Source organism: Planctomycetota bacterium (assembly GCA_035574235.1).
GTDB lineage: Bacteria > Planctomycetota > MHYJ01 > MHYJ01 > JACPRB01 > DATLZA01.
The window spans coordinates 1-9471 of the sequence record DATLZA010000131.1; the positions used below are offsets into that span (position 1 = coordinate 1).

At 68.1% G+C, this 9471-nt stretch carries 10 protein-coding genes; 7 read left to right on the top strand and 3 right to left on the bottom strand.

Annotated features, from left to right (window positions below; translation table 11 throughout):
• From VNO22_12205 to accC, 7 genes are all read left to right on the top strand, one after another.
• Positions 1 to 1025: Hsp70 family protein (locus tag VNO22_12205; GenBank protein HXG62135.1), on the top strand; the 1025-nt coding region annotated here is incomplete at its 5' end.
• Positions 1026 to 1287: 262 nt separating this feature from the next.
• A complete protein-coding gene (locus VNO22_12210) occupies positions 1288 to 2229 on the top strand; it encodes an ATP-binding cassette domain-containing protein (protein ID HXG62136.1) in 942 nt (313 codons plus the stop codon).
• Complete coding sequence (locus VNO22_12215) at positions 2226 to 2954, top strand: ABC transporter permease (GenBank protein HXG62137.1); 729 nt, start codon at positions 2226 to 2228, stop codon at positions 2952 to 2954. The genes VNO22_12210 and VNO22_12215 overlap by 4 nt, the downstream gene beginning before the upstream one ends.
• Positions 2951 to 4462, top strand: a complete 1512-nt coding sequence (locus tag VNO22_12220; GenBank protein HXG62138.1) for a GldG family protein — start codon at positions 2951 to 2953, stop codon at positions 4460 to 4462. Before VNO22_12215 ends, VNO22_12220 begins: the two co-directional genes overlap by 4 nt.
• On the top strand, positions 4459 to 6333 hold the full coding sequence (locus tag VNO22_12225; protein ID HXG62139.1) for a DUF4340 domain-containing protein: 1875 nt from the start codon (positions 4459 to 4461) through the stop codon (positions 6331 to 6333). The genes VNO22_12220 and VNO22_12225 overlap by 4 nt, the downstream gene beginning before the upstream one ends.
• Positions 6334 to 6389: 56 nt before the next feature.
• Positions 6390 to 6854, top strand: a complete 465-nt coding sequence (accB, locus tag VNO22_12230) for an acetyl-CoA carboxylase biotin carboxyl carrier protein (GenBank protein HXG62140.1) — start codon at positions 6390 to 6392, stop codon at positions 6852 to 6854.
• A 6-nt stretch (positions 6855 to 6860) separates the two neighbouring features.
• Positions 6861 to 8204: an acetyl-CoA carboxylase biotin carboxylase subunit gene (gene accC / locus VNO22_12235; GenBank protein ID HXG62141.1), complete on the top strand. Its 1344-nt coding sequence runs from the start codon at positions 6861 to 6863 to the stop codon at positions 8202 to 8204.
• Here accC and VNO22_12240 read toward each other — a convergent pair.
• From VNO22_12240 to VNO22_12250, 3 genes are all read right to left on the bottom strand, one after another.
• Positions 8189 to 8398, bottom strand: a complete 210-nt coding sequence (locus VNO22_12240; protein ID HXG62142.1) for a zinc ribbon domain-containing protein — start codon at positions 8396 to 8398, stop codon at positions 8189 to 8191. The genes accC and VNO22_12240 overlap by 16 nt on opposite strands.
• Before the next feature lie 64 nt (positions 8399 to 8462).
• The gene (gene hxlB, locus VNO22_12245) at positions 8463 to 9002 is read right to left on the bottom strand and encodes a 6-phospho-3-hexuloisomerase (protein ID HXG62143.1); all 540 of its coding nucleotides are present in this window, start codon (positions 9000 to 9002) and stop codon (positions 8463 to 8465) included.
• Positions 8999 to 9471, bottom strand: a 473-nt coding sequence (locus tag VNO22_12250) for a dihydroorotate dehydrogenase electron transfer subunit (GenBank protein HXG62144.1), incomplete at its 5' end; no start/stop codon positions are given. The genes hxlB and VNO22_12250, both read right to left, overlap by 4 nt.

The following is a 9471-nucleotide window of genomic DNA, read 5'->3' on the forward strand; positions in this document are numbered from 1 at the left end:
TGGAGCAGCTGATCGGGGACCTGGTGGAGAGCACGCTGCGGCCGTGCGAGCAGGCGCTGGCGGACGCGCGGCTGAAGCCGCGGGACATCGAGGAGGTGGTGCTGGTCGGGGGCTCGACGCGGATCCCGATGGTGCAGAAGCTGGTGAAGGACTTCTTCGGGCGGGAGCCCAACCGGTCGGTCAATCCGGACGAGGTCGTCGCGGTGGGGGCCGCCATCCAGGCCGGCGTCCTGGCCGGGGAGATGAAGCATATTCTCCTCCTCGACGTGACCCCCTTGACCCTGGGCATCAAGGTCGAAGGCGGTCTCATGGCCAAGCTCATCCCGAGAAACACGGCCATTCCCACGAAGAAGTCCCAGATCTTCTCGACGGCCGCGGACAACCAGACGGGCGTCACCGTGGAGGTCTACCAGGGCGAGCGCCCCATGGCGGACGACAACCGGAAGCTCGGGCAGTTCGATCTGACCGGGATTCCGCCCGCCCCGCGCGGCGTGCCCCAGATCGAGGTGACCTTCGACATCGACGCCAACGGGCTGCTGCACGTCTCGGCGAAGGACCTGGCCACCGGCAAGGAGCAGCAGATCAAGATTACGGCGACGACGGGTCTTTCCGAGGCGGACATCCAGCGGATGGTCAAGGAGGCCGAGCAGTTCGCCGACAAGGACCGGCAGCGGCAGGAGCTGGCCGAGGCGCGCAACCAGGCCGAGCATGCGATTTACTCCACCGAGAAGATGCTCCGCGAGTACGCGGACAAGATTGCGGCCGGCGACAAGGAGAAGATCGAGCGCGCCGTGGAGAAGCTCAAGAAGGCGAAGGAGGGCGACCGCACCGACGAGATCAAGCGGGCCCTCGAGGAGCTGACCCGGGCGTCGCACGAATTCTCCAAGACCCTGTACGAGGAGGCCGCCCGGCGCCGCGGCTCGGCGGCGGGCGCCGAGGCGGGTTCGTCGTCCGACGGCGGCGGACGCGCCTCCGCCGCCGCGGGCGGCGAGAAGGTGATCGACGCGGATTTCACCACCAAGTAGGCGGAAACCGCTCGGGCAAGCCGCAGGGACGCGGCCTTCCGATCGTCCCTGCGGCCTTTCCCTTTTCCGGCTTGACTTGGGTCCGCCGGGGCGGCGATACTGCCGGCTCCTGGAAACGCTCCTGGCATCCCGTCCGGTTTACTGGGGAATGGGAATCGCTCGGAGGACCGAGTCGCGAAGCGCGGGGGCGTCCCGTCCCGGACGGGGCGGGGATTTCCTCACGCGGACCCTTCGCGATTCGATCCCGTAGCGATCGCGTACGATGATCGAAGTCTCGAGTCTGACCCGGACCTATCCCGGCGTCGTCGCCCTGGACCGCGTGAGCTTCCGCGTCGAAAGGGGAGAAATCGTCGGCTTCCTGGGTCCCAACGGGGCGGGGAAGACGACCACCATGCGGATCCTCACCGGATTCCTGGCTCCGACCGCAGGCGCCGCTTCCGTGGCCGGGTTCGACGTCGTGGCGCGCTCCATGGAGGTGCGCCGGAGAATCGGATACCTTCCGGAAGCCAACCCTCTGTACGGGGAAATGCGGGTGGAGGAGTACCTCCGCTTCCGGGCCACGATCAAGCGGGTTCCGGCCCGCGAGCGCCGCCGCCGCGTCGAGGAGGCCGTCGACCGCTGCGGCCTCCGGGACCGCCGGTCCGCCATCATCGCCCATCTCTCCAAGGGCTATCGTCAGCGCGTCGGCCTGGCGGACGCCATCGTCCACGCCCCCGAGGTTCTCATCCTCGACGAGCCGACGCAGGGACTCGACCCCATCCAGGTGCGGGAGGTTCGGGACCTCATCCGCGAATTGGGGCGGGACCGGACGGTGCTTTTGTCCAGCCACATCCTCTCGGAGGTCGAAAAGCTGTGCGGGCGGGTTCTGATCCTCAACCGAGGCCGACTCGTCGAGGACGGCGCCCCTGAGGAGATCGCCCAGCGGCTGATGCGGACCGGGCGGGTGCGCCTGGAGGCGCGCGGCGACGGCCGGGCGCTCAAGGACGCCGTCGAATCGGCTCCCGGAGTGGCGCGCGTGCTCTGGTCGAGCAAGGGCGACCTGCACACGTATCTCGTCGAGACGTCCAACGGGGCGGACGTGCGTCCCGAGCTCTTCCGCCGTCTGGCCGGCGGCGCCTGGGACGTGCTGGAACTGGCCTATGAGCGTCTGTCCCTGGAGGAGGTTTTCTCCCTCCTGACCGAGGGCAAGGAGGGGCGGGCGTGAGCGTCTTCGCGGCCCTCGTGCGCCGGGAACTGGGCGTCTACTTCGTCTCGCCCATGGCCTACGTCATCCTCACGGTTCTTCTGGTCTTTTCCGGCTTCGTCTTCGTTTCGGAGATGGGCCGCTTCGCGGCGCACCGGCTCCCGGTGGACACCGCCGCGACCCTCTCGGTGACCTGCTGGGTCGTGATCCTCATGAGCGCGCTCGTCACCATGCGGCTTCTGGCGGAGGAGAAGGCGCGGGGGACGCTCGAAATCATGCTCACCGCGCCGGTGACCGAAGTTCAGTTCGTCCTGGCCAAGTTCCTGGCGGCGCTGATCCTGCTGGTGTATCTGCTGCTTCCCACGCTGGGATACGTGCTGATCGCCTCGATGTACGGGCAGGTGGACTGGGGGGCGGTGGCCTGCGGGTATCTCGGCATCCTCCTCGTGGGCGCCGCCGTCTATTCGATCGGGATTTTCGTCTCGGCCCTGTCCTCCAGCCAGGTGACCGCCGGGATCGTGACGCTCGTCGTGGCGCTGCTTCTTCTCATCCTCACGATCGCGGGGCTCGCCCTCGACGAGAAGTCCCCCTGGCGGCGCGTGATCGAAACGGTGGATCTGACCGCGAATTTCATGGATTTCCTCCGCGGGGTCGTGGACACCTCGCGGCTGACCTACCTCCTGAGCGTGCCCGTGTTCTTCCTCTTTCTGACGTCCCGGGCGGTGCAGTCGAGGCGCTGGCGATGAGCGGCATCCGCGCGGATCAGGCTCCGGCAGCCGGCCCGGACCCGGGACGGCGCCGCCGGGTTCTCGGCTGGCTTCAGCTGGCGCTCCAGGCGGGCCTGCTGCTCGGGATCCTCCTCGTGGTCAATCTCCTGGCCCGGCGCTCGCCGGCGCGCTTCGACCTGACGTCGCGACGCACGTATGCGCTCTCCGCCCTCACGGAGGAGCTTCTGCGCAGCCTTCCGTGCGATCTGGTGCTCTGGCTCAACTCCGACGAGTACGAGGCCGGCGGCGACAAGGCGCTCCGGCCGGCGCTCGTGCGCACCCGCGAGCTTCTCCAGGAGTTCGCGCGGCGCAATCCGAGAATCCGCTTCTACGACATGAGCGCCCAGGGGATCCCCGAGCGCGAGCTTTTCCAGCAGCACTGGAGCGTCGTCTCCCCCACGACGGTCTACCTCCTGGCCCTGCGCGGGACGGATCCGGCCTCCAAGAAGATGGTGGGCGTCTACGAGCTTTTCGAGGGGAACGCGGTCACCGGCGAGGTCACCGCCTACCGGGGCGAGCCCGTCCTCGTGCAGGCGATCCGCGACCTGGTCGGCGGCGTTCGGAAGATCGTCTACCAGACGGAGGGCCATCAGGAGTACCTCACCGACGACCCCCGGGCGCTCGGGGTTCTGGCCCAGTACCTCACGCGCAACGAGGGGATCGAACTGCGCCGGATCCGCCTGATCGAGTACAAGAGCGTTCCCGTCGAGTGCGACGTCCTCATGATCATGGGTCCCGGCCAGCCCTTCTCGGAGCATGAGATCGGGCTTCTGCGCGACTACCTGGAGCGCGGCGGGAGCCTCCTGGTGGCCCTCCGGCCCCGCGTGCGCTCCGGGCTGGAAGAGTTCCTCGAGGAGTACGGCGTCAAGGTGGCCGACGCGATCGTCCACGACGGCACGGAGTACTTCCCTCCCCGGCGGACGGATCTGGCGGTGCGCCAGTTCAACGTGCACGAGATCAACCGCAGCCTGGTGACCATGGCCAACGTCACCTTCCGCCTGCCGGACTGCGCTCCGGTGGATCCCGTGGACAAACGGGATCCGAACTGGATGATCGTGCCGCTGGTCCGTTCCGGTCCCGCCTCGTGGGAGGAGAAGGGATCGATCGGACCGGGGGTCAGCCCGAAGCCCGATCCTCCCGAGGAACGGGTGGGGAATCTGCCGCTCATCGTGGCGGTGGAGAAGCCCGCGTCCAAGGCCTCCGGGCGCCGCGCGAAGCTCATCGTCTGGGGCTCCGCGGCGCCGTTCACGAACGCGGTCCTCTTTGCCGGAGGGATCCTCCAGGACCTTCAGATCCAGTACGTGGCCAACCACTTCCGGTGGCTGGCGCACCGGGATCTCATGGGCATCGATCCGCAGAAGATCAGCGTGAAGCCCCTGGAGATGTCGGCGGAAGCGCTGGTCCGCCTGCGGTGGGTGGTCCTGGCGGGGTTTCCGGCCTTCGGCGTGGCGCTCGGAATTCTCGTCTGGTTCCTGAGACGGGCATGAGCTGGAAGGGCACGGCGGTCCTGGCGGGAATCCTGGGGATTCTGGGAGGAATCTATCTCCTGACGGATCCGGCCCGCGGCGGCGGGGGAGGCGAGGAGGTCCGGCTCCTGCCGGGCTTCACGGCGGAGCGGCTCGTCCGGCTGCAGGTCGCCCGGAAGGGAGAACCGGCGTACGCCCTCGAACGCGCCACGGACGCCCTGGGGGCTCACTGGAGAATCCGCCCCGCGGATCATCCGGCGGATCCCGACGCCGTTCAAAAGATGATCTGGGCGCTGGACCGCTTCCGGCGCACGGGGGGGCTGGAGCCGGGGCGGCCCGAAACGGCGCCTTCGCTGACGGGGCTTTCGGATCCGCGCCTCGTGCTCCGGGTGGAGCTTCCGGACGCTTCCGCCGTGTTTCGATTCGGCCAGTCGCCTCCCACGCACACGGCGGCGGTGTTCTTCGAGAAGGAAGGCGATCCGAACATTTATCTCATCGATCTCGACACGTTCCAGGCTTTCGACAAGCCGGCTTCCGCCCTGCGGGAGCGCCGCCTGGTTCGCTACGCTCCCTTTCAGGTGGTGCGTCTGGATCTGGAGCGCCGGTTCCTCGTGGTCCGCCAAAAGGACCGTCCCGCGGTCGTGGAATACGAGCGGTCCACGTTCGAGCGGATCGAGCAGGGAGCCGAACGGGGGTGGTTCCTCACGCGCCCATACCGGGAGAAGGTGGACGATCTCAAGGTGCAGCGCCTGATCACCGATCTGGCCGGACTGGAAGTGGCGGAGTTCCGCGCCGCCGGGGGAGAGGCGGACGGGGGATTCGCCGAGCCGGAGGTCCGGTACACGCTGGTCCTCAATGGACACGCCCGGCCGGTCGTCGTGGAGGTGGGGGCGCCGTCGGAGGATCGGCGGAAGCGTTACGTGCGCGTGGCCGGCGCCGCGGAGGTGGCGCTCGTCGAGTCGCGCCGCTGCGACGACCTGGCGGCGGAACGCAAGCACCTGAGGATCGACGCGATCTATCCCTTCACGAAGGACGCGGTCAAGACGTTCGACCTCGAGGCGCCCGGACAGGGCCGCCTGCGGATCGAGCGACGTCTCGTGAAGAAAGAGGGGACCCCTTTCGAAACGCCCGTCTGGGAGGTCGTGGAGCCCCGGGGAGTCAAGATCGACCCCGAGCGGGTGGAGCCCTTCGTGGCGGACGTGCTTCACCCGCATCAGCGCATCCAGGACTTCCTGGGGGCGCAGGACTTCAAGCTGGCGGGACTGGAGCCGCCGGCGGCGACGCTTCGGATCGAGACCCAGGACGGAAAGATCCACGTGACGCACTTCGGCCTGAGAACCGAGGGGTACATGCGTCGGGAGGGGGTGGACGAAGTCTTCCAGGTGCGGCCGGAATACGTGCGCCGGTTGCTCCTTCTGGAGCTGAACGTCCTGCACGAGGAGATGTTCAACGTTCCCCGGGAGAAGCTTCGGGAGTTCGCCTTCGAGGCCCGCGCGGGGGCGCTCCTGCGGCCGGTCTACTACCGGCTGCGGCGGGAGGAGTCCTCGGGCCGATGGATCTTCACGGACCCCGGGAACGCCGGCAAGGAGGCGGACGAGGACCGGGTCCGGGAGCTTCTGGCGGCGATGAATTACATCCGGGCCGAGGCCTTTGTCGGGCGGGGTCCGGAGGCGGCGGCGAAGTACGGGCTGGGGGGGCCCTCGGCGCCGGCGACCCTGACGATCCGGTGGGAGGGAGGCCCGCCGGAGGGCCGCGTGCTTTGGGTCAGCGAAGATCAGAGCGACAAGCCCACGCATCCGGTCTACTACGCGCGGTTTCAGGACAGCCCGGTCGTCTTCCGCATCTCGTCGCTTTTCGTGGAGTCGCTCCGGAGGATTCCTGTGAAGAGGTGACGCGCGGCCCCGAACTCTTGACGGCGGGGGGGCGCGTTCCTATGTTAGGCGGGTTCATGAACATCGATGAAATCAAGCGTCTCCTCCAGCTCATGGAGGAGAACAAGCTCGTGGAGTTCGAATACGAGGACGAAGGCCGGCGGGTGAAGCTGCGCCGGTCGGAGGACCGCCCCGTGGCGGCGGCCTTGCCGATTCCCGTTCCGGCCGCGGTTCCGGTGTCCGCGCCGGCGGCTTCCGCGGCGGCTCCGGCCCCCGCGGCGGCGGAAGGCCGACCCGCCAACGTGGTGGAGTTCAAGTCCCCCCTGGTCGGCACCTTCTACCGCTCCGCCAAGCCGGACGCCGATCCCTTCGTCAACGTGGGCGACGAGGTGCACCCGGAGAAGGTCCTCTGCATCATCGAGGCCATGAAGGTGATGAACGAGATCAAGGCCGAGATGAACGGAGTGATCCGGGAGATTCTCGTCAAGAACGGCCAGGCGGTGGAGTTCGGGGAGCCGCTCTTCCTCATCGAGAAGAAGTAGCCGCCCATGTTTTCCCGCATCCTGATCGCCAATCGGGGGGAGATCGCGCTCCGCATCATCCGCGCGTGCAAGGAGCTGGGGATCGAGACGGTCGCCGTCTATTCGGAAGCCGACCGCCACAGCCTGTACCTGAAGCAGGCGGATTATTCGATCTGCATCGGCCCCGGGCCGGCGGCCAAGAGCTACCTGGACATCTCCCGCATCGTCAGCGCCGCCGAGATCGCCGACGTGGACGCCATTCACCCGGGATACGGATTCCTCTCCGAAAACGCTCACTTCGCCGAGGTGTGCGAGAGCTGCAACATCAAGTTCATCGGGCCGCCCCCGGAGGCGTCCCGCATGACGGGCGACAAGGTGACGGCCCGCGAGCTGGCGCGCAAGCTCAAGATCCCGACGATCCCCGGCAGCGAGACGGCCGTCAAGGACGAGAAGGAGGCCCTCGAGATCGCGCATCGGGTGGGGTATCCCGTCATGATCAAGGCGGCCGGCGGCGGGGGCGGGCGGGGCATGCGCGTGGCCCACAACGACGTGTCGCTCGTCAACAGCTTCCTGGCGGCCCAGGCGGAGGCGGGCGCCGCCTTCCGCAACAGCTCGCTCTACATCGAGAAGTACATCGACAAGGCCCGGCACATCGAAATCCAGATCCTGGCCGACGCGCACGGGAACGTCGTGCACCTGGGAGAACGGGATTGCACCATTCAGCGGCGCTTCCAGAAGCTCATCGAGGAGGCGCCCTCGCCGGTCATGACCCCCTCCCTCCGGAAGGAGATGGGCAACGCCGCGGTGACCTTCGCCCGCGCGGCCAAGTACGTCAACGCCGGGACCTGCGAATTCCTCGTGGACGAACGGGGCAAGTTCTACTTCATCGAGATGAACGCCCGCATCCAGGTGGAACACCCCGTGACGGAGATGGTGACCGGCATCGACCTCGTCAAAGAGCAGATCCGCGTGGCCGCGGGGGAGCGGCTGCGCTTCAGCCAGCGCGACATCGCCTTCGACGGCGTGGCCATCGAGTGCCGGATCAACGCGGAGAATCCCAACGACGGATTCAAACCCTGCCCGGGGAAGATCTCCGTCTACTACCCGCCGGGAGGGCCCGGCGTGCGGGTGGACAGCCACGTGTACGCCGGATATCAGATTCCCCCCTACTATGATTCCATGATCGGCAAGCTCATCGTCCACCGCAAGACGCGCGAGGAAACGGTGGCCGCCATGAAGCGGGCGCTCTCCGAGTTCGTGATCGAAGGCGTTCCGACCACGATTCCCCTCCACCTGGCGATTTTCGACCACACCCAGTACATCAAGGGCCAGGTGGACACGACCTTCATCGAGAGCTACTTCGGGAAGTGACCCGTCCTTCGGGGAGGCCGCGGCTCCGGGGACACGGGGGACAGCTCTTCGTCGCAGTACTTGCAGAGGGTCGCGTCCGCCGCGACCTCCTCCCCGCAGCACGGGCAGCGGCGGACCATCGTCCGGCCGCAGCCGCGGCAGATCCGCTCTCCGGGCCGGGTTTTCAGGCCGCAGAAGGGACAGTGGAAAATCACGGCTCAGCCTCCGCCGGGATGGATCGCGTCCGGCGCGGCGCGTGACGCGGAATCGCCCGCGCCCTCACTCGAGGTTGGCATGGCGCCGCCGGATCCGGCGGGCCGGGATGCGGAACTCGTGGATGGCCGTCAGGATCACCGAGTCGAGATACAGGAAAAGCGCCTGTTCGAAAAGCGACCGGGCCGGCTGCCGGGTGCGGCGGCCCCGCTCCAGGGGCGCGGGCACTTCGATCGCCAGGTGCGCCAGCCGGGCCAGCGGGGAGCGCGGGCGCGCGGTGATCGCCACCACCCGCGCCCCGATGCGCCGCGCCTTGCGCGCCATGTAGAGGGGCAGAAGCGTCGTCCCCGTGCCCGAACAGGCCACGAGGAGATCCCCCCGGGCGATCGCCGGCGCCGTGATTTCGTGGGCGAGGTGGACGTCGAACCCCAGGTGCATCAGGCGCTGCCCGAAGGCGTGCACCACGAGGCCGCTCCGGCCCACGCCCGTGATGTAGATCCGCTTGGCGCGCCCGAGTTCGGTACAGAACCGGCGCGACGCCTCCTCGCTGATCCGCGGAAGCACCTCGGCCACTTCCCGCAGGACGATGTCCCGGTAGGATTTCATTCGAGGACCAGGCGCGCCGCGTCGTACGTGGGCCCTTCGATGCAGATGCGGGAGTAGCGCCAGCCTTCGCCGTCCTCGGAAACCACCCGCGTCACGCAGGCCCCGCAGGCCCCCAGCGCGCAGCCCATCCGTTTCTCCATCGACACTTCGCAGGGCAGGCCCTCCCGGCGCGCGATCCGCACGACGGCGTCCATCATCCGCTCCGGGCCGCAGGTGTAGATCCGCAGGCCGTTCCGGTCGAGCTTCGGAAGCCACGCTTCCAGAAGATCCGTCACCCGCCCCCGGAGTCCGTACGATCCGTCCTCCGTGGCCGCGTGGGTCTCCACGCCGAGCGGCGGGAAGTCGTCGATGCCGTAGAGCATGTCCCGCGTCCGGCCGCCGAAAAGAAGGATCCGGCGGGGCGGGTGCCCCCCCTCCGCCAGCCGGCGCGAAAAAAGGTAGAACGGAACGATGCCCACCCCGCCGGCCA

Bases quoted from the DNA above. Each gene is read 5' to 3' on its own strand.
- VNO22_12210 (HXG62136.1), top strand. From the start codon at position 1,288: ATGATCGAAGTCTCGAGTCTGACCCGGACCTATCCCGGCGTCGTCGCC.
- VNO22_12220 (HXG62138.1), top strand. From the start codon at position 2,951: ATGAGCGGCATCCGCGCGGATCAGGCTCCGGCAGCCGGCCCGGACCCG.
- VNO22_12225 (HXG62139.1), top strand. From the start codon at position 4,459: ATGAGCTGGAAGGGCACGGCGGTCCTGGCGGGAATCCTGGGGATTCTG.
- accB (HXG62140.1), top strand. From the start codon at position 6,390: ATGAACATCGATGAAATCAAGCGTCTCCTCCAGCTCATGGAGGAGAAC.
- accC (HXG62141.1), top strand. From the start codon at position 6,861: ATGTTTTCCCGCATCCTGATCGCCAATCGGGGGGAGATCGCGCTCCGC.
- hxlB (HXG62143.1), bottom strand. From the start codon at position 9,002: ATGAAATCCTACCGGGACATCGTCCTGCGGGAAGTGGCCGAGGTGCTT.